This window comes from Pseudomonas sp. LBUM1641 (assembly GCF_059716235.1).
Map to the genome: position 1 here is coordinate 1226269 of NZ_CP166815.1, position 17639 is coordinate 1243907.

A 17639-nucleotide genomic window follows, 5' to 3' on the forward strand; every position below is an offset into this window, starting at 1 on the left:
CGTACGCGCCGGTGTATGACGTTTTGCTCGCGGATCTGTATCTAACGGCCTTCCTTTTATCGCCCTACCATGGCGCCAACAACCCGCCGGCCATTACAAAGTTTTACGTCGCCAAGGAGTTACACCATGCCCGAGATGTCCAGTCTGCTCGCCTACGGCCTGATTTCGCTCGGCATGGTACTGACGCCCGGCCCGAACATGATTTACCTCATTTCGCGGTCGATCTGCCAGGGGCGAGTAGCCGGGCTGATTTCCCTGGGCGGTGTTGCGCTGGGTTTTGTCGTCTACATGTTCTGCGCGGCATTGGGCATCACCGCGTTGGTGATGGCGGTTCCTTATGCCTACGACGCGCTGCGACTCGGCGGGGCGTTGTACTTGGTGTACCTCGCCTGGCAGGCGGTCAGGCCGGGTGGCCGTTCGCCGTTCCAGGTTCGCGACCTGCCCAAAGACAGCCCGCGCAAGCTGTTCATGATGGGCTTTGTCACCAACCTGCTGAATCCCAAAGTGGCGGTGATGTACTTGTCGTTGCTGCCTCAGTTTATCGACCCTGACGGCCACGCCAGTGTGCTGTCGCAATCCCTGGTATTGGGCTTTACGCAGATCATGATCAGCGTGAGCGTCAACGCGCTGATCGCCGTTATGGCAGGCTCGATTGCAGGATTTTTCATCCGCAAACCCGTCTGGCAAACCGTGCAACGCTGGTTGATGGGCTCGGTGCTGATGGGCCTGGCCGTGCGCATGGCAGTCGAAGGGCGACGCTGACTCGCGCGTTACAGGATGGCTTTCAGGTAATCCTTGAGTGCGTTGAGCGGAGCATTGAGTGCTTCAAGTGTCGTCGCTTGGTGCACATCCAACGCGAGCCGTTGCAGCTCGCGGCCCATCACGGTGTTTGCACCGCCCAGGGATTCGAGTGCCAATAGCAGGCACTCGTCGATTTTTTGCTGGATGGCCTTGATATCGCCCTTGCGCACCAGCAAGCCAAACACTTCCCGCTCATACCCGTCCATGACCGGGTCGTCCCGCAGAATCGGGCTCGCGCCTTCGGTCTCATGCACCAGCTTGAGCGCAAAAAGTGCTACAGCTTCCAGCGTCTGTTCCATGGCCAAGGTTCCTCTTCTCTCGCGTTCGCCCGTCCATCATCACTTTCCTGCAGGCGAAAAAAAAGACCTTGAATTTCAAGGTCTTTTTTTAAGATGGTGCCCCGAGGGAGACTCGAACTCCCACTCCTTTCGAAAACGGATTTTGAATCCGCCGCGTCTACCAATTCCGCCATCAGGGCTCAATGGCGGCGAAGTATAGAGATGAGATTACCGTTGGTCAATCACGTTTCATGGTCAATTTTCACTATTTCCGCTAGACTTCCCGGCCCTGCTAGACGAACCCCATCATGCGCGTTGCTGACTTTACTTTTGAGCTCCCTGATTCGCTGATCGCTCGCCATCCTTTGGCCGAGCGTCGCGCCAGTCGACTGCTAACCCTGGACGGGGTCAGCGGTGCCCTCGCACACCGTCAATTCACTGATTTGCTTGAGCATTTACGCCCAGGCGACTTGATGGTTTTCAACAATACCCGGGTGATTCCGGCACGGCTGTTTGGCCAGAAAGCGTCCGGCGGCAAGCTGGAAATTCTGGTGGAGCGGGTGCTGGACAGCCATCGCGTGCTGGCCCATGTGCGCTCCAGCAAGTCGCCGAAACCGGGTTCGAAGATCCTTATCGATGGCGGAGGTGAAGCTGAAATGCTGGCCCGTCACGATGCGTTGTTCGAGCTTGGGTTTGCCGAGGAAGTGTTGCCGCTGCTGGAGCGTGTCGGCCACATGCCGCTGCCTCCTTATATAGACCGTCCGGATGAAGACTCGGACCGCGAGCGCTATCAGACGGTATATTCCGAGCGTCTTGGCGCGGTGGCCGCACCGACGGCTGGGCTGCATTTCGATCAGCCGCTGCTGGAAGCGATTGCCGCCAAGGGCATCGAGTCGGCCTTTGTGACCCTGCACGTGGGGGCCGGCACGTTTCAGCCGGTGCGTGTGGATAACATTGAAGACCATCACATGCACAGCGAATGGCTGGAAGTCAGTCAGGCGGTCGTGGACGCGGTCACTGCGTGCAAGGCGCGCGGCGGGCGTGTGGTGGCGGTCGGTACCACCAGCGTGCGGTCGCTGGAAAGTGCGGCGCGCGATGGCGTGCTCAAGCCGTTCAGTGGCGACACCGATATCTTTATCTACCCGGGCCGCCCATTTCATGTGGTCGATGCCCTGGTGACCAATTTCCATTTGCCGGAATCCACGCTGTTGATGCTGGTGTCGGCATTTGCCGGTTATCCCGAAACCATGGCCGCTTATCAAGCCGCCATCGATAATGGATACCGTTTTTTCAGCTACGGTGATGCGATGTTTATCACCCGTAATCCGGCGCCGCGCGGCCCAGAGGAACAACCATGAGTCGTATGTCGTTTGAATTGCTGGCCACGGATGGTAAAGCTCGCCGCGGCCGTTTGACTTTCCCTCGCGGTACCGTCGAGACCCCGGCCTTTATGCCGGTCGGTACCTACGGCACGGTAAAAGGCATGCTGCCACGGGACATCGTCGCCACCGGCGCCGAGATCATCCTGGGCAACACCTTCCACCTGTGGCTGCGCCCGGGCACCGAAGTGATCAAGAAGCACGGCGACCTGCATGACTTCATGCAGTGGAAAGGCCCGATCCTGACTGACTCCGGCGGTTTCCAGGTGTTCAGCCTGGGCGCCATGCGCAAGATCAAGGAGGAGGGCGTGACCTTCGCCTCCCCGGTGGACGGCGCCAAAGTGTTCATGGGCCCGGAAGAGTCGATGCAGGTGCAGCGTGACCTGGGCTCCGACATCGTGATGATTTTCGACGAGTGCACGCCGTACCCGGCCGATGAAGACGTCGCGCGGATTTCCATGGAGCTGTCGTTGCGTTGGGCTCAGCGCTCGAAAAATGCCCATGGCGATAACACCGCTGCCCTGTTCGGTATCGTGCAGGGCGGCATGCATGAAAGCTTGCGCAAGCGCTCGCTGGAAGGCCTGGACAAGATCGGTTTCGACGGCCTGGCCATCGGCGGTCTGTCGGTGGGCGAGCCCAAGCACGAGATGATCAAGGTGCTGGACTACCTGCCGGGCCTGATGCCGGCTGACAAACCTCGTTACCTTATGGGCGTTGGCAAACCAGAAGATCTCGTAGAGGGTGTGCGCCGCGGTGTGGACATGTTCGATTGCGTGATGCCAACCCGTAATGCCCGCAATGGGCATCTGTTCATCGATACAGGCGTGCTGAAGATCCGTAACGCGTTCCATCGCCATGATGAATCGCCGCTGGATCCTACCTGTGACTGCTACACCTGCCAGAACTTCTCGCGCGCTTATCTGCACCATCTGGACAAGTGTGGGGAAATGCTGGGTAGCATGTTGAATACCATCCACAATTTGCGTCACTACCAAGTCCTGATGGCTGGTTTGCGCGAGGCTATTCAACAGGGTACATTGGCCGCCTTCGTCGATGCCTTCTATGCCAAGCGCGGGCTGCCTGTGCCGCCCTTGGACTGAGTTTTCCGACCCTAAGATTCACTATTTGCAACTGGAGTGCTAAATGAGCTTTTTTATCTCTAATGCCATGGCTGATGCCGCTGCACCGGCCGCTGCCGGCCCATTGGGCGGTGGTTTTGAGTGGATTTTCCTGGTCGGCTTCCTGGTCATCTTCTACCTGATGATCTGGCGTCCACAGGCCAAGCGCGCCAAAGAGCAGAAGAACCTGCTGGGCAGCTTGCAGAAAGGCGACGAAGTCGTGACCACTGGCGGCATCGCCGGCAAGATCACTAAAGTGTCCGACGCTTTCGTGGTTCTGGAAGTCTCCGACACCGTAGAAATGAAGTTCCAGAAGGGCGCCATCGCCGCCACGCTGCCAAAAGGCACGCTGAAAGCGATCTAAGTTCCAACCTTTACCAATCGACGGGGCGCGCAAGGCGCCCCGCGTTATAAGCGGGCGGCGTGATGCTGAACAAATACCCTCTGTGGAAATACGTACTGATCCTGGCGGTGCTGGCGATCGGTTTTATTTATTCCGCTCCCAATCTCTATCCTGATGACCCGGCGATCCAGATCACGGGTGCCAGCACTGCGTTGCAGGTCAATCAGGCTGATCTGGACCGCACGAGCAAAGCGCTCACCGACGCGGGCATCCAGGTTAAAGCGGCAACCTTGGCAGCTGACGGCAAGGGCGGTTTGTTGCGCCTGGCCAAGCAAGAAGACCAATTGCCGGCCAAAGACGTTGTGCGCAAGATCATGGGTGATGACTACGTCGTCGCACTGAACCTGGCACAGACCACGCCAAAATGGCTGCGCGCGATTGGCGCACACCCGATGAAGCTGGGTCTGGACTTGTCCGGTGGTGTGCACTTCCTGCTGGAAGTGGACATGGACAAGGCCCTCGACGCTCGCCTGAAAGTCTACGAAGGCGATGTGAAGAGCCTGCTGCGTAAAGAGCGCCTGCGTTATCGCAGCCTGCCGCAGCTCAACGGCGCCATCCAGCTGGGCTTTGCTGACGAAGCAACCCGCGAACAGGCCCGTGCACTGATCCGCAAGAACTTCAACGATTTCGACATTGTTCCGGCCGACCTCAATGGTCAGGCGGTACTGCGTCTGGCGATGACCCCGGCCAAGCTGGCGGAAATCCGTGAATACTCCATCAAGCAGAACTTGACCACGGTACGTAACCGCGTCAACGAGCTGGGTGTGGCCGAGCCGATCGTTCAGCGCCAGGGTGCCAACCGCATCGTGGTTGAACTGCCGGGCGTGCAGGACACTGCTGAAGCCAAACGTATCCTGGGTAAAACAGCCAACCTGGAATTCCGCCTGGCGGCTGAGCCGGGTGCCACCCGCGCCACTGCCGAGGAATTCGAATTCCGTGAAGGCGGTCGCCCACCTGCACTGATCGAGCGTGGCTTGATCATCACCGGTGACCAGGTAACCGACGCCAAGGCCGGTTTTGGCGAGCACGGCACGCCAGAAGTGAACATCCGTCTGGATGGTCATGGCGGCGAACTGATGAGCCGCGCAACCCGCAGCAACGTCGGTCGCAGCATGGCGGTGATCTTCATCGAACAGCGTCCTGTCACCACTTACACCAAGCAAGTGGTCGGCGGCGTAGAGAAAGACGTACCGGTACAGACCTTTAAAGAAGAGAAGAAGATCATCAGCCTGGCGACCATCCAGTCGCCCTTGGGGGCTCAATTCCGCATCACTGGCCTGAACGGCCAGGGTGAGTCGTCCGAACTGGCGCTGCTGCTGCGTGCCGGTGGCCTGGCGGCCCCGATGTACTTCGCTGAAGAACGTACCATCGGCCCGAGCCTGGGTGCTGACAACATCACCAAGGGTATCGACGCTGCACTGTGGGGCATGCTGTTCGTCTCCCTGTTCATCATCGCCATCTACCGCTTCTTCGGCATCATCGCTACCGTCGCACTGGCGGGCAACATGGTGATGCTGCTGGCCCTGATGTCGCTGTTGGGTGCAACGCTGACCCTGCCAGGTATCGCCGGTATCGTACTCACCATGGGTATGGCGGTAGACGCCAACGTACTGATCTTCTCGCGTATTCGTGAAGAGATCGCTGCGGGCATGACCGTACAGCGGGCAATCAACGAAGGCTTCGGCCGGGCATTTACCGCGATTCTCGACTCCAACCTGACCACTCTGTTGGTCGGTGGGATTCTCTTTGCCATGGGCACCGGCCCGGTCAAAGGTTTTGCGGTGACCATGTCCCTCGGTATCTTTACCTCGATGTTCACGGCCATCATGGTGACCCGCGCAATGGTCAACCTGATCTTTGGCGGGCGTGACTTCAAGAAGTTGTGGATTTAAGGGGCTGCCATGTTACGTACAATCAACTTCATGGGCGTTCGCAACGTTGCGTTCGGCTTCACCATGCTCCTTACCGTTCTGGCGTTGTTCAGCTGGTTCCATAAGGGCCTGAACTACGGTTTGGACTTCACCGGCGGTACGCTCATCGAGCTGACCTACGAGAAGCCGGCCGACGTTAGCCTGGTGCGCAACGAGCTGGTCAAGGCCGGCTATCACGAAGCTATCGTGCAGAGCTTTGGTGCAACCACTGACCTGCTGGTGCGTATGCCGGGCGAAGACCCGCAACTGGGTCACCAGGTAGCCGAGGCCTTGCAGAAGGTCGGTGGCGATAACCCGGCGTCGGTCAAGCGCGTCGAGTTCGTGGGCCCGCAGGTAGGTGAAGAGCTGCGCGACCAGGGCGGCCTCGGCATGCTGATGGCGCTGGTCGGCATCATGATCTACCTGGCTTTCCGCTTTCAGTGGAAGTTCGGTGTCGGCGCCATTGTGTCGCTGATTCACGACGTGATCGTGACCGTGGGTATCCTGGCCTACTTCCAGATCACCTTCGACCTGACTGTGTTGGCGGCGGTGCTGGCGATCATTGGTTACTCCCTCAACGACACCATCGTGGTATTCGACCGGGTTCGTGAGAACTTCCGGGTACTGCGCAAGGCGACGTTGATCGAGAACATCAACATCTCCACCACTCAGACCCTGCTGCGCACCATGGCAACTTCGATCTCCACCTTGCTGGCGATTGCGGCATTGATGGTGTTCGGTGGTGACAACCTGTGGGGCTTCTCGCTGTCGCTGTTCATCGGCGTACTGGCGGGTACCTACTCGTCGATCTACATCGCCAACGTGGTACTGATCTGGCTGAACCTCAACAGCGAAGACCTGATCCCTCCTGCCAGCACCGGCAAGGAGGTCGACGACCGCCCTTGATGGTTGGTTGTTGATCTGCTGTTACAAAAAAGGCGCGAGTATTGAACTCGCGCCTTTTTTTTTGCTCCAAGGCTGGGTATAGCGCGGATCGATCGGTCCGTTTGTGATGGTCAGGAGGTTCACGTGAACAAGTCGTTACTGGTTGGTGCGGTATTGGGTGCTGTCGGTGTGACTGCCGGGGGTGCTGTTGCCACCTACAGCCTGGTAAAAAGCGGCCCTGAGTATGCGCAAGTGCTGGCAGTGCAGCCGGTGAAAACCCAGATTAAAACCCCGCGTGAAGTCTGCAAGGACGTTGCCGTAACCCGGCAAAAGCCTGTGCAGGATCAGCACCAGATCGTCGGTACGGTGGTCGGTGCGCTGGCGGGCGGCCTGTTGGGTAATCAGGTCGGCGGCGGTAATGGCAAGAAGCTGGCCACGGTGGCCGGTGCGGTCGGTGGCGGTTATGCCGGTAACAAGGTTCAGGAAGGCATGCAGAACCGCGATACCTACACCACTACGCAAACCCGTTGTAACACCGTTAACGACATCAGCGACAAGGTTGTCGGGTACGACGTGCGTTACACCCTGGACGGCAAGGAAGGCTCCGTGCGCATGGATCGTGATCCTGGCAACCAGATCCCGGTCGACAAGGAAGGGCGCCTGGTTATCGGTCAGAACCAGCCGCAGCAGTAATTTCAGGTATAAAAAAAGCACCCCGAGGGGTGCTTTTTTGTGCTCGCTCGCTTAGCGCTTCAGCGAAGCCGGCAGGTGCGGCTGGATCGCCGTCAGTACTGCCTTGAAGCATTTGGTGTTGCCGGCAACGACGTGACCCTTCTCCAGGAAGTCGTGACCGCCGGTGAAGTCGCTCACCAGGCCGCCCGCTTCTTGAATCAGCAGTGCGCCTGCAGCCATGTCCCACTCGGACAGGCCCGACTCCCAGAACGCGTCAAAACGACCGGCAGCGACATAAGCCAGGTCCAGGCTGGCTGCACCGGCGCGACGGATGCCGGCGGTCTGGCCAACCAGGGCGCGGAACATGCCCAGGTAATTTTCCAGGTTGTCCATCTGGTCATCACGGAACGGGAAGCCGGTACCCAGCAGGGCGCCGTCCAGGCTGGTGCGACCGCTAACGCGCAGGCGACGACCGTTCAGTTGGGCGCCACGACCACGGCTGGCGGTGAATTCTTCCTGGCGAACCGGGTCCAGAACAACAGCGTGCTCCAGGCGGCCACGGTATTTGCAGGCAATGCTCACGGCAAAGTGCGGGATGCCGCGCAGGAAGTTGGTGGTGCCATCCAGTGGGTCGATGATCCACAGGTAGTCTTCGCCTTCGCCGCTACCTTTGTGCAGGCCGGTTTCTTCACCGAGGATGCCGTGGGTAGGGTAGGCCTTGCGCAGCGCGTCGATGATTTTCTGCTCGGCGGCGCGATCCACCTCGGATACGTAATCCTTGGCGTCTTTTTCGTCGACCTTGATGGTATCCAGGCGCTCGATGGAGCGGAAGATCAATTCACTGGCGCTGCGGGCGGCGCGCAGCGCGATATTCAGCATGGGCTGCATGGATGTGTCACCTAAGGTTGTTAAAGAAAGCCGAGCATTCTAGCAGAAACTTTCTTCAGGTGAAGGACGACGTTACCTTTCATGGCATAACCTTAGGCTGTTCTGTAAGATTTGCTCCCCTTTCCCGTGTCCGAGAGCGCCTCCCTTGCTGCAAAACATCCGTGTCGTCCTCGTCAATACCAGTCATCCCGGCAATATCGGCGGCGTGGCGCGAGCCATGAAGAACATGGGGCTGACGCGCCTGGTGCTGGTCGAACCGCGTCTGTTTCCGCACTACGAGGCCGATGCCCGCGCGTCTGGCGCCAATGACATCCTCGAAAAAGCCCAGGTCGTTGCCACCCTGGAAGACGCCCTTGTCGGCTGCAACCTGGTGCTCGGTACCAGTGCTCGCGACCGTCGCATCCCCTGGCCACTGCTGGATCCTCGCGAATGCGGGACCAAAGTCGTGGAAGAGGCCGCTGGCGGCGCTGAAATCGCCTTAGTGTTCGGCCGTGAAGATTCCGGCCTGACCAATGAGGAGCTGCAGCGATGTCATTATCACGTGCACATCCCATCAGACCCTGAGTTCAGTTCGCTGAACCTCGGGGCGGCGGTGCAGGTGTTGAGTTATGAAGTGCGCATGGCCTGGCTGGCCGCTGAAGGTCAGCCAAGCAAGGTTGAAAAGGATGAGGTTGCATCGACCAAGAGTGGCGAGCTGGCCACCATGGACGGGCTGGAGCGGTTCTATGAGCACCTGGAGCAAACCCTGGTGGCCATCGAATTCCTCGACCCGGAAAAACCACGGCACTTGATGGCGCGCCTGCGTCGGTTGTACGGACGCAGCTCGGTCAGCCGGGCGGAAATGAATATATTGCGTGGCATCCTCACGGAAACCCAGAAAGCGGCCCGTGGCGAGCTTCTTAAGCGGAAGGATTAAAAATGTTCGAGCGTTTGCGAGAAGATATCCAGAGTGTTTTCCACCGTGACCCGGCGGCGCGCAACGCCTTTGAAGTGCTGACCTGCTACCCGGGCATGCACGCGATCTGGATCCACCGCCTGTCCGGCGCCTTGTGGCATATGGGCTGGAAGTGGCTGGCGCGGCTGGTCTCCAACTTTGGCCGCTGGCTGACCGGGATCGAGATCCATCCGGGCGCCAAGGTCGGTCGTCGCTTCTTTATTGATCACGGCATGGGCATCGTTATTGGCGAGACCGCCGAGATTGGCGATGACGTGACCCTGTATCAGGGCGTGACCCTGGGCGGCACCACCTGGAACAAAGGCAAGCGCCACCCGACGCTGGAAGATGGCGTTGTAGTGGGGGCGGGCGCCAAAGTGCTCGGCCCGTTTACCGTCGGTGCCGGCGCCAAGGTCGGCTCCAACGCCGTGGTGACCAAGGCCGTACCGCCTGGTGCAACGGTTGTCGGCATTCCGGGGCGGATCATCGTCAAGCCGGAAGTCGGTGATGAACAGGAAGCCAAGCGCAAGGCCATGGCCGAGAAAATCGGCTTCGATGCCTATGGCGTCAGCGAAGACATGCCTGACCCGGTGGCGCGTGCTATCGGCCAGTTGCTGGATCACCTGCAAGCGGTGGATGGCAAGCTGGACGGTATGTGCGGTGCCCTGAAAGACCTTGGCAGCAACTACTGCGCCAAGGACTTGCCTGAGCTGCGCACCGAAGACTTTGCCGAGATCAAGGACGAAGGTGCCGCTACCAAGGCGGGCTGAAGTCTCGCAATCACTGCAAAACCCATGTGGGAGCGGGCTTGCTCGCGAAAGCTGCGTGTCAGTCGCAGAATATATTGACTGATCCACCGCATTCGCGAGCAAGCCCGCTCCCACATTTTGACCTCCATTGGTCCCGCATTCCCGGCTTGGCCCTGTTCCCGCTGGTCCATCCCGTCCCGCCCTGCTATTATTCGCGCGCCCTTTTTGCGGCTATTCCTGACTAAAGTACTAGGTCTTATAGTTGACTTAAATACTCGGGAATCGCATACTTGCTCCCATTCTGAAACACCTTGGTACTTGTCCATGAGACTGACTACAAAAGGCCGATACGCGGTAACCGCCATGCTGGATCTGGCCTTGCACGCGCAAAATGGGCCGGTGTCCCTGGCCGATATCTCCGAGCGCCAAGGCATTTCCCTGTCCTACCTCGAGCAGTTGTTTGCCAAGTTGCGCCGCAGCAATCTGGTTTCCAGCGTTCGTGGTCCAGGCGGCGGCTATCAACTGTCCCGCGACATGCAGGGCATCCAGGTAGCCCAGGTGATCGATGCGGTGAATGAATCCGTCGATGCCACCAAATGCCAGGGCCTGGGTGATTGCCATGCCGGCGACACCTGCCTTACACACCACTTGTGGTGTGACCTGAGCCTGCAGATCCATGAGTTTTTGAGTGGTATCAGCTTGGCTGATCTTGTGACTCGCCGTGAGGTGCAAGAAGTAGCCCAGCGTCAGGACCAGCGCCGTTGCAACACCAAGGCGCCGCGTCTGGACAAGATTGAAGCGTCCGCCGTCGAGTGACAGCCGAAGAGCTAACGGCACGCCAGCCAGCCTGATTTAGGAGAAAGTCCATGAAATTGCCGATTTACCTTGATTACTCAGCGACCACCCCGGTTGATCCGCGTGTCGCGCAAAAAATGAGCGAATGCCTGCTGGTTGACGGAAACTTCGGTAACCCGGCGTCCCGTTCCCACGTTTTCGGCTGGAAAGCTGAAGAAGCAGTGGAAAACGCTCGTCGCCAGGTCGCTGACCTGGTGAATGCCGACCCGCGTGAAATCGTCTGGACCTCCGGTGCCACCGAGTCCGATAACCTGGCAATCAAGGGTGCGGCGCATTTCTACGCGACCAAGGGCAAGCACCTGATCACCACCAAGATTGAGCACAAGGCTGTCCTCGACACCATGCGCCAACTGGAGCGTGAAGGTTTCGAGATCACTTACCTCGAGCCAACCACCGACGGTATCGTGACCCCTGCGATGATCGAAGCTGCGATGCGTGAAGACACCATCCTGGTTTCCGTGATCCACGTGAACAACGAAATCGGCACCATCAACGACATCGCCGCCATCGGCGAGCTGACCCGTTCCAAGGGCGTGTTGCTGCACGTCGACGCTGCTCAGTCCACCGGCAAGGTCGATATCGACCTGTCGAAACTGAAAGTCGACCTGATGTCGTTCTCTGCCCACAAGACCTACGGCCCTAAAGGCATTGGCGCGCTGTACGTAAGCCGCAAGCCTCGCGTGCGTATCGAAGCCACCATGCACGGCGGCGGTCACGAGCGCGGCATGCGTTCCGGCACCCTGGCGACCCACCAGATCGTCGGCATCGGCGAAGCGTTCCGTGTGGCCAAGGAAGACATGGCTGCTGAAAACATGCGCATCAAGGCCCTGAGCGATCGCTTCTACAAGCAGGTCGAGCACCTTGAAGAGCTGTATGTCAACGGCAGCATGACTGCCCGTGTACCGCACAACCTGAATTTGAGCTTCAACTACGTCGAAGGCGAGTCGCTGATCATGGCGCTCAAGGATCTGGCGGTTTCGTCCGGTTCGGCCTGCACCTCGGCTTCCCTTGAGCCGTCCTACGTCCTGCGCGCCCTGGGCCGCAACGACGAACTGGCTCACAGCTCGATCCGCTTTACGTTCGGCCGTTTCACCACCGAAGAAGAAGTCGACTACGCCGCGCAGAAAGTCTGCGAGGCCGTCACCAAGCTGCGTACCTTGTCGCCTCTGTGGGATATGTACAAAGACGGTGTCGATATTTCCAAGATCGAGTGGGCGGCACACTAACTATAGAAGCCGCCACCCAAAAGGCTCTGTAAAGACGTGGCGGAAAACGCAGGCGTGTTTACAGGGTTCCAGAGCGGCCCTGATGAGTGAGGATTCAGTACCATGGCTTACAGCGAAAAGGTCATCGACCACTACGAAAACCCGCGCAACGTCGGCAAGATGAACGCGGAAGACCCAGATGTCGGCACCGGCATGGTCGGCGCTCCGGCGTGCGGCGACGTTATGCGCCTGCAGATCAAGGTCAACGAAGCTGGCGTTATCGAAGACGCCAAGTTCAAGACATACGGTTGCGGTTCGGCCATCGCCTCCAGCTCCCTGGCGACCGAATGGATGAAAGGCAAGACGCTGGATGAGGCTGTGACTATCAGCAACACCCAGCTGGCCGAAGAACTGGCCTTGCCGCCAGTGAAAATCCACTGCTCGGTACTCGCAGAAGACGCTATCAAGGCGGCTGTTCGCGACTACAAGCAGAAGAAAGGCTTGATCTAAGCAATTTGGCGACGAGTAAGGAGTCACGATGGCTATCAGCATGACAGAAGCGGCTGCGCAGCACATTCGCCGCTCCCTGAATGGGCGCGGTAAAGGTGAGGGGATTCGTCTGGGTGTTCGCACCACGGGCTGTTCCGGCCTTGCCTACGTGCTGGAGTTTGTCGACGAGGTGGTCGAGGAAGATCAGGTGTTCGAGAGTCACGGCGAAAAAGTGATTATCGACCCGAAAAGCCTGACTTACCTGGACGGCACCGAGCTCGATTTCGTCAAGGAAGGGTTGAACGAAGGCTTCAAGTTCAACAACCCCAACGTACGCGGTGAATGTGGCTGCGGCGAAAGCTTCAACATCTGAGGCTGATCGTGGGTACTCCTTGTCATTTCGCTTTGTTCGAGCTGCAGCCGAGTTTTCGACTGGACCTTGAACAGCTTGCCACGCGCTACCGTGAACTGGCGCGTGGGGTGCATCCGGACCGTTTTGCTGACGCTTCCGAGCGTGAGCAACGCTTGGCGCTGGAGCAATCAGCCAGCCTCAACGAGGCCTATCAGACGCTCAAGAACCCTCCCAAACGCGCGCGCTACCTGCTCGCCATGGGCGGTCGCGAGCTGCCGCTTGAAGTCACGGTCCAGGACCCTGATTTCCTGATGCAGCAGATGCAATGGCGCGAGGAGCTTGAAGAACTGCAGGACGAGGCTGATCTGGCCGGAGTCGCAGTGTTCAAGCACCGTCTGAAAGCGGCCCAGGATGAACTCAACGAAAGCTTCGCAGCCTGTTGGGATGATGCAGCGCAACGTGAACAGGCCGAACGCCTGATGCGGCGCATGCAGTTCCTCGACAAGCTCACCTACGAAGTGCGCCAGTTAGAAGAGCGCCTCGACGATTAACCCAGTGCCGCCCAGGTTGCACGCCTGATATACAGATAAGTCCTGATTACCATGGCCCTACTGCAGATCGCCGAACCCGGTCAAAGTCCTCAACCGCACCAGCGTCGTCTGGCGGTCGGGATTGACTTGGGCACTACCAATTCGCTGGTCGCTGCATTGCGCAGCGGTCTTTCCGAGCCGCTGCCCGACGCGGATGGCCAAGTCATCCTGCCGTCTGCCGTGCGCTATCACGCTGACCGTACCGAAGTGGGCGAGTCGGCCAAGCTGGCGGCGTCTGCCGACCCGCTGAACACCGTGCTGTCGGTCAAGCGCTTGATGGGTCGTGGTCTTTCCGACGTCAAGCAACTGGGCGACCAGCTGCCGTACCGCTTTGTCGGCGGCGAATCCCATATGCCGTTCATCGACACCATCCAGGGCCCAAAAAGCCCGGTGGAAGTGTCGGCCGATATCCTTAAGGTGCTACGCCAGCGTGCGGAAACCACCTTGGGCGGCGAACTGGTGGGTGCGGTGATTACTGTTCCTGCGTATTTCGATGATGCTCAGCGCCAAGCCACCAAGGATGCGGCGAAACTTGCCGGCCTGAACGTGCTGCGCCTGCTCAATGAACCGACTGCAGCGGCTGTGGCTTACGGCCTGGACCAGCACGCCGAAGGCCTGGTGGCTATTTACGACCTGGGCGGCGGTACCTTTGATATTTCGATTCTGCGCCTGACCGGCGGTGTCTTCGAAGTGTTGGCTACCGGTGGCGACACTGCCCTGGGTGGCGATGACTTCGATCACGCCATTGCTGGCTGGATCATCACCAGCGCGGGCTTGTCTGCCGACCTGGATCCGGGCGCGCAACGTAACCTGCTGCAAACCGCCTGTGCCGCCAAAGAAGCACTCACTGACGCTGCGTCTGTGGAAGTTTCCTACGGTAGCTGGTCGGCGCAACTGACCCGCGAAGCCTTCGATTCGCTGATCGAACCGATGGTCGCCCGCAGCCTGAAAGCCTGCCGCCGTGCGGTGCGCGACTCCGGTATCGAGCTGGAAGACGTCGCCGCCGTGGTGATGGTGGGTGGTTCGACACGCGTGCCACGTGTCCGCGAAGCCGTTGCCGAAGCCTTTGGCCGCCAGCCGCTGACTGAAATCGACCCGGATCAGGTGGTGGCCATTGGTGCCGCGATCCAGGCCGACACCCTCGCCGGTAACAAGCGCGATGGTGGCGAACTGCTTCTGCTCGACGTTATTCCGTTGTCCCTGGGGTTGGAAACCATGGGCGGCCTGATGGAGAAGGTGATTCCACGTAACACCACCATCCCCGTTGCCCGCGCCCAGGATTTCACCACGTACAAAGATGGCCAGACGGCCATGATGATTCATGTGCTGCAAGGCGAGCGTGAGCTGATCAGCGACTGCCGTTCCCTGGCGCGCTTCGAATTGCGCGGCATTCCGGCAATGGTGGCCGGTACGGCGAAGATTCGCGTGACCTTCCAGGTCGACGCCGACGGCTTGCTCAGCGTTGCCGCTCGCGAATTGGCCTCCGGCGTTGAAGCCAGCATCCAGGTCAAGCCGTCCTACGGCCTGACCGACGGCGAAATCGCCAAGATGCTCAAGGATTCGTTCCAGTACGCCGGTGACGACAAAGTCGCCCGCGTGCTGCGTGAGCAGCAAGTCGACGCCCAGCGCCTGCTCGAAGCCGTGCAGGGCGCCCTTGAAGCCGACGGCGAGCGTCTGCTGGATGCCGAAGAGCGCATGGTTATCGACCTGCAAATGCAGGAACTGGCTGATTTGATGAAAGGCACCGATGGTTACGCCATCGAGCAACAGACCAAGCGCCTGTCGCAAGTGACCGATGCCTTTGCCGCCCGTCGCATGGACCAGACGGTAAAAGCCGCGCTGGCGGGCCGCAACTTGAATGAACTTGAGGATTAACTGATGCCGCAGATCATTTTTCTGCCACACGCCGAGCATTGTCCGGACGGTATGGTTGTGGAGGCTGAGACCGGCAAGTCCATTCTCGAAGTCGCTCATGACCACCACATCGAGATCGAAAGCGCCTGCGGCGGCGTTAACGCCTGTACCACCTGTCACTGTGTGATCCGTGAAGGTTTCAACAGCCTGGAAGAGGCTGATGAGCTGGAAGAGGACTATCTTGATAGGGCGTGGGGCCTTGAGCCGACATCGCGCTTGAGCTGTCAGGCAAAAGTGGGAACAGAAGACCTCACCGTCGAGATTCCGAAATATTCGCTCAACCATGCCGCTGAAGCGCCGCACTGATTCAAGGAAGTGTCATGAGTCTTAAATGGGTTGATGTACAAGAAATCGCTATCCTGCTGGCCGATGGTCACCCGGATGTGAACCCTTATTCGCTGAACTTTGTAGCTTTGCGTGACATGGTCATGGCCTTGCCAGGGTTCGAAGATGACCGGGAACGCGGCGGTGAAAAGGTGCTTGAAGCTATTCAGACTGCCTGGAAAGAAGAGCAGGACTGAAGCCTCCCTTACGCAGTTAGGCAATACCCAAGAACCCGCGTATAATTCGCGGGTTTAATTTTTCGCAAATTACCGTTTCTGGAGTTACACCATGGCTGTTCAACGTACTTTCTCCATCATCAAGCCTGACGCTGTTGCAAAAAACGTCATCGGCGAGATCACCACTCGTTTCGAAAAAGCCGGCCTGAAGGTTGTAGCTTCGAAACTCAAGCAACTGTCCAAAGCTGAAGCTGAAGGCTTCTACGCTGAGCACAGCGCTCGTGGTTTCTTCGGCGACCTGGTTGCCTTCATGATCTCCGGCCCTGTTGTTGTTCAGGTTCTGGAAGGCGAAAACGCTATCGCTCTGAACCGTGAGCTGATGGGCGCTACCAACCCTAAAGAAGCTGCTGCCGGCACCATCCGTGCTGACTTCGCTGAATCGATCGACGCCAACGCCGTTCACGGTTCGGACTCCGAAGCCGCTGCTGCCCGCGAAATCTCGTACTTTTTCGCTGCTACTGAAGTAACCGCTCGCTAAGCATTGGCTTAAAAGAGCGAAGGTGAATCCATGACTACATTGACTGCAAAAACCAACCTGCTGGGTCTGACTCAACAGGAAATGGAAAAATTCTTCGACTCAATCGGGGAGAAGCGTTTTCGTGCCGCTCAGGTAATGAAGTGGATTCACCATCTTGGCGTCGATGATTTCGACGCCATGACGAACGTCAGCAAGGCCCTGCGCGACAAGCTCAAGGCCATTGCCGAAGTTCGCGGCCCCGAAGTGGTCAGCGAAGACATTTCCACCGACGGCACCCGTAAATGGGTGGTGCGCGTGGCGTCCGGCAGCTGCGTCGAGACCGTGTACATTCCCCAGGGCAAGCGCGGCACTCTGTGCGTTTCGTCCCAGGCAGGCTGTGCCCTGGACTGCAGTTTCTGCTCCACCGGCAAGCAAGGTTTCAACAGCAACCTCACCGCCGCCGAAGTCATCGGCCAGGTGTGGATTGCCAATAAATCGTTCGGCAGCATCCCGGCAACCGCCGACCGTGCCATCACCAACGTGGTGATGATGGGCATGGGCGAGCCGCTGCTGAACTTCGACAACGTTGTTGCGGCCATGCATTTGATGATGGACGACCTGGGCTACGGCATTTCCAAGCGCCGTGTGACCCTGTCGACCTCCGGCGTGGTACCGATGATCGATGAGCTGGCCAAGCACATCGACGTCTCCCTGGCGTTGTCGCTGCACGCACCGAATGACGCATTGCGTAACCAATTGGTGCCGATCAACAAGAAGTATCCGCTTAAGATGCTGCTCGAATCTTGCCAGCGTTATATGGCGACCTTGGGTGAGAAACGTGTGTTGACCATCGAGTACACCATGCTCAAGGACATCAACGACAAGGTCGAGCACGCGGTCGAGATGATCGAGTTGCTCAAGAATGTACCGTGCAAGATCAACCTGATTCCGTTTAACCCGTTTCCCCATTCTGGCTACGAGCGGCCGAGCAACAACGCCATCCGCCGTTTCCAGGATCAACTGCACCATGCAGGCTTCAATGTCACCGTACGCACTACCCGCGGCGAAGACATCGATGCGGCATGTGGCCAATTGGTAGGACAGGTGCTGGATCGCACCCGTCGCAGCGAACGTTATATTGCCGTGCGTGAACTGAGTGCCGCCGACGATATGCCGCAAAGCGCCGCGACTCGAACCTGA

At 58.7% G+C, this 17639-nt stretch carries 21 protein-coding genes and 1 tRNA gene; 19 read left to right on the plus strand and 3 right to left on the minus strand.

From position 1 onward, the window contains the following. Positions 1–126: 126 nt before the first annotated feature. Positions 127–762: a LysE family translocator gene (locus ACA046_RS05535; protein ID WP_459026298.1), complete on the plus strand. Its 636-nt coding sequence runs from the start codon at positions 127–129 to the stop codon at positions 760–762. 8 nt (positions 763–770) lie between these two features. Here ACA046_RS05535 and ACA046_RS05540 read toward each other — a convergent pair whose 3' ends face one another. Continuing rightward, a complete protein-coding gene (locus ACA046_RS05540; protein WP_497676068.1) occupies positions 771–1100 on the minus strand; it encodes a hypothetical protein in 330 nt (109 codons plus the stop codon). Positions 1101–1194: 94 nt separating this feature from the next. Beyond that, positions 1195–1279, minus strand: a tRNA-Leu gene (locus ACA046_RS05545). A gap of 108 nt (positions 1280–1387) precedes the next feature. Here ACA046_RS05545 and queA point away from each other — a divergent pair. From queA to ACA046_RS05575, 6 genes are all read left to right on the plus strand, one after another. Next, positions 1388–2437 carry a tRNA preQ1(34) S-adenosylmethionine ribosyltransferase-isomerase QueA gene (gene queA / locus ACA046_RS05550; RefSeq protein ID WP_497676069.1) on the plus strand — a complete coding sequence of 350 codons (1050 nt, stop codon included), beginning with the start codon at positions 1388–1390 and terminating at the stop codon, positions 2435–2437. 5 nt (positions 2438–2442) lie between these two features. Next, positions 2443–3558, plus strand: coding sequence for a tRNA guanosine(34) transglycosylase Tgt (tgt, locus tag ACA046_RS05555; RefSeq protein ID WP_497677046.1), 1116 nt, complete (start codon positions 2443–2445; stop codon positions 3556–3558). A 43-nt stretch (positions 3559–3601) separates the two neighbouring features. After that, complete coding sequence (gene yajC / locus ACA046_RS05560) at positions 3602–3940, plus strand: preprotein translocase subunit YajC (RefSeq protein WP_076017553.1); 339 nt, start codon at positions 3602–3604, stop codon at positions 3938–3940. A 62-nt stretch (positions 3941–4002) separates the two neighbouring features. Beyond that, complete coding sequence (secD, locus tag ACA046_RS05565; RefSeq protein WP_459026305.1) at positions 4003–5871, plus strand: protein translocase subunit SecD; 1869 nt, start codon at positions 4003–4005, stop codon at positions 5869–5871. A gap of 9 nt (positions 5872–5880) precedes the next feature. Continuing rightward, positions 5881–6795: a protein translocase subunit SecF gene (gene secF / locus ACA046_RS05570; protein ID WP_003210311.1), complete on the plus strand. Its 915-nt coding sequence runs from the start codon at positions 5881–5883 to the stop codon at positions 6793–6795. 123 nt (positions 6796–6918) lie between these two features. Beyond that, positions 6919–7467 carry a glycine zipper 2TM domain-containing protein gene (locus tag ACA046_RS05575; protein ID WP_003210309.1) on the plus strand — a complete coding sequence of 183 codons (549 nt, stop codon included), beginning with the start codon at positions 6919–6921 and terminating at the stop codon, positions 7465–7467. A gap of 51 nt (positions 7468–7518) precedes the next feature. Here ACA046_RS05575 and suhB read toward each other — a convergent pair whose 3' ends face one another. Beyond that, complete coding sequence (gene suhB / locus ACA046_RS05580; protein ID WP_003175971.1) at positions 7519–8334, minus strand: type III secretion system regulator SuhB; 816 nt, start codon at positions 8332–8334, stop codon at positions 7519–7521. 145 nt (positions 8335–8479) lie between these two features. Between suhB and trmJ the strand changes: the two genes are divergently transcribed. The 12 genes from trmJ to rlmN all read left to right on the plus strand — a co-directional run bounded on the left by trmJ (position 8480) and on the right by rlmN (position 17639). Further along, positions 8480–9250, plus strand: coding sequence for a tRNA (cytosine(32)/uridine(32)-2'-O)-methyltransferase TrmJ (gene trmJ / locus ACA046_RS05585; RefSeq protein ID WP_497676070.1), 771 nt, complete (start codon positions 8480–8482; stop codon positions 9248–9250). A gap of 2 nt (positions 9251–9252) precedes the next feature. Then, positions 9253–10038 (plus strand): serine O-acetyltransferase, encoded by a 786-nt coding sequence (gene cysE, locus ACA046_RS05590; RefSeq protein ID WP_258343881.1) that lies wholly within the window; start codon positions 9253–9255, stop codon positions 10036–10038. Positions 10039–10341: 303 nt separating this feature from the next. Further along, the gene (gene iscR, locus ACA046_RS05595; protein WP_003210305.1) at positions 10342–10833 is read left to right on the plus strand and encodes a Fe-S cluster assembly transcriptional regulator IscR; all 492 of its coding nucleotides are present in this window, start codon (positions 10342–10344) and stop codon (positions 10831–10833) included. Positions 10834–10883: 50 nt separating this feature from the next. Then, positions 10884–12098 (plus strand): IscS subfamily cysteine desulfurase, encoded by a 1215-nt coding sequence (locus tag ACA046_RS05600; protein WP_497676071.1) that lies wholly within the window; start codon positions 10884–10886, stop codon positions 12096–12098. A gap of 102 nt (positions 12099–12200) precedes the next feature. Next, complete coding sequence (gene iscU, locus ACA046_RS05605) at positions 12201–12587, plus strand: Fe-S cluster assembly scaffold IscU (RefSeq protein ID WP_003209682.1); 387 nt, start codon at positions 12201–12203, stop codon at positions 12585–12587. A 28-nt stretch (positions 12588–12615) separates the two neighbouring features. Continuing rightward, positions 12616–12939, plus strand: coding sequence for an iron-sulfur cluster assembly protein IscA (gene iscA / locus ACA046_RS05610; RefSeq protein WP_003209680.1), 324 nt, complete (start codon positions 12616–12618; stop codon positions 12937–12939). An 8-nt stretch (positions 12940–12947) separates the two neighbouring features. After that, entirely contained in the window at positions 12948–13469 is a 522-nt protein-coding gene (gene hscB, locus ACA046_RS05615; protein ID WP_497677047.1) for a co-chaperone HscB, read from the plus strand. 51 nt (positions 13470–13520) lie between these two features. Next, positions 13521–15383 (plus strand): Fe-S protein assembly chaperone HscA, encoded by a 1863-nt coding sequence (hscA, locus tag ACA046_RS05620; RefSeq protein WP_497676072.1) that lies wholly within the window; start codon positions 13521–13523, stop codon positions 15381–15383. A 3-nt stretch (positions 15384–15386) separates the two neighbouring features. Then, complete coding sequence (gene fdx, locus ACA046_RS05625) at positions 15387–15728, plus strand: ISC system 2Fe-2S type ferredoxin (protein ID WP_167664532.1); 342 nt, start codon at positions 15387–15389, stop codon at positions 15726–15728. Positions 15729–15742: 14 nt separating this feature from the next. Continuing rightward, on the plus strand, positions 15743–15943 hold the full coding sequence (iscX, locus tag ACA046_RS05630; RefSeq protein WP_076017546.1) for a Fe-S cluster assembly protein IscX: 201 nt from the start codon (positions 15743–15745) through the stop codon (positions 15941–15943). Between the two features lie 91 nt (positions 15944–16034). After that, a complete protein-coding gene (gene ndk / locus ACA046_RS05635; protein ID WP_003175956.1) occupies positions 16035–16460 on the plus strand; it encodes a nucleoside-diphosphate kinase in 426 nt (141 codons plus the stop codon). Between the two features lie 30 nt (positions 16461–16490). After that, complete coding sequence (gene rlmN / locus ACA046_RS05640; protein ID WP_003209670.1) at positions 16491–17639, plus strand: dual-specificity RNA methyltransferase RlmN; 1149 nt, start codon at positions 16491–16493, stop codon at positions 17637–17639.

Bases quoted from the DNA above. Each gene is read 5' to 3' on its own strand.
- ACA046_RS05535 (WP_459026298.1), top strand. From the start codon at position 127: ATGCCCGAGATGTCCAGTCTGCTCGCCTACGGCCTGATTTCGCTCGGC.
- ACA046_RS05540 (WP_497676068.1), bottom strand. From the start codon at position 1,100: ATGGAACAGACGCTGGAAGCTGTAGCACTTTTTGCGCTCAAGCTGGTG.
- queA (WP_497676069.1), top strand. From the start codon at position 1,388: ATGCGCGTTGCTGACTTTACTTTTGAGCTCCCTGATTCGCTGATCGCT.
- tgt (WP_497677046.1), top strand. From the start codon at position 2,443: ATGTCGTTTGAATTGCTGGCCACGGATGGTAAAGCTCGCCGCGGCCGT.
- yajC (WP_076017553.1), top strand. From the start codon at position 3,602: ATGAGCTTTTTTATCTCTAATGCCATGGCTGATGCCGCTGCACCGGCC.
- secD (WP_459026305.1), top strand. From the start codon at position 4,003: ATGCTGAACAAATACCCTCTGTGGAAATACGTACTGATCCTGGCGGTG.
- secF (WP_003210311.1), top strand. From the start codon at position 5,881: ATGTTACGTACAATCAACTTCATGGGCGTTCGCAACGTTGCGTTCGGC.
- suhB (WP_003175971.1), bottom strand. From the start codon at position 8,334: ATGCAGCCCATGCTGAATATCGCGCTGCGCGCCGCCCGCAGCGCCAGT.
- cysE (WP_258343881.1), top strand. From the start codon at position 9,253: ATGTTCGAGCGTTTGCGAGAAGATATCCAGAGTGTTTTCCACCGTGAC.
- iscR (WP_003210305.1), top strand. From the start codon at position 10,342: ATGAGACTGACTACAAAAGGCCGATACGCGGTAACCGCCATGCTGGAT.
- ACA046_RS05600 (WP_497676071.1), top strand. From the start codon at position 10,884: ATGAAATTGCCGATTTACCTTGATTACTCAGCGACCACCCCGGTTGAT.
- iscU (WP_003209682.1), top strand. From the start codon at position 12,201: ATGGCTTACAGCGAAAAGGTCATCGACCACTACGAAAACCCGCGCAAC.
- iscA (WP_003209680.1), top strand. From the start codon at position 12,616: ATGGCTATCAGCATGACAGAAGCGGCTGCGCAGCACATTCGCCGCTCC.
- hscA (WP_497676072.1), top strand. From the start codon at position 13,521: ATGGCCCTACTGCAGATCGCCGAACCCGGTCAAAGTCCTCAACCGCAC.
- fdx (WP_167664532.1), top strand. From the start codon at position 15,387: ATGCCGCAGATCATTTTTCTGCCACACGCCGAGCATTGTCCGGACGGT.
- iscX (WP_076017546.1), top strand. From the start codon at position 15,743: ATGAGTCTTAAATGGGTTGATGTACAAGAAATCGCTATCCTGCTGGCC.
- ndk (WP_003175956.1), top strand. From the start codon at position 16,035: ATGGCTGTTCAACGTACTTTCTCCATCATCAAGCCTGACGCTGTTGCA.
- rlmN (WP_003209670.1), top strand. From the start codon at position 16,491: ATGACTACATTGACTGCAAAAACCAACCTGCTGGGTCTGACTCAACAG.